Origin of the sequence: Bacillus cereus group sp. BfR-BA-01382 (assembly GCF_022663475.1) — a bacterium.
Classification (GTDB): domain Bacteria; phylum Bacillota; class Bacilli; order Bacillales; family Bacillaceae_G; genus Bacillus_A; species Bacillus_A thuringiensis_S.
Window position 1 is genome coordinate 1 of sequence record NZ_JAKUFQ010000287.1, and the last position, 459, is coordinate 459.

Consider the following 459-nt stretch of genomic DNA (forward strand, 5'->3'; position numbering starts at 1 on the left):
ATCGGGGCACAAGGTATTATTTCAACAAAGGGTTCGACAATTCGAAATGCTAATAAAATTGGATTGAAAACAATTCAACGTATTTTTATTGTAGATACTTTATCCCTTACTAAATCAATTGAAAATTGTAAAACGACTAAACCAAATGCAGTAGAGATTATGCCGGGGATTATGCCTTCTATAATTAAACAGCTAGCAGAGGAAATAGAGTTTCCTATTATTGCAGGCGGGCTGATTCAAACGCGAGAAGATGCGGAAATTGCAATTCGTGCAGGAGCAAGTGCGATTTCAACAAGTCATTATGAAGTATGGATACATGAAGAAAAAAGGAGTGCAACCTTGTGATTGAATTGAAAAATGTTTCAAAGGTATATAAAAATGCAGAAGAGACAGCGGTTAAAGGCGTATCGGTTCATATTAAGAAGGGCGAATTTTTTGTTTTAGTTGGACCTTCGGGAT

At 36.2% G+C, this 459-nt stretch carries 1 protein-coding gene and 1 pseudogene; both read left to right on the plus strand.

Annotated features, from left to right (window positions below):
* Positions 1-345, plus strand: a 345-nt coding sequence (locus tag MR160_RS33965) for a glycerol-3-phosphate responsive antiterminator (protein ID WP_242299235.1), incomplete at its 5' end; no start/stop codon positions are given.
* Positions 342-459: pseudogene (locus tag MR160_RS33970) on the plus strand (ABC transporter ATP-binding protein); the annotation flags it as partial. The gene MR160_RS33965 and the pseudogene MR160_RS33970, both read left to right, overlap by 4 nt.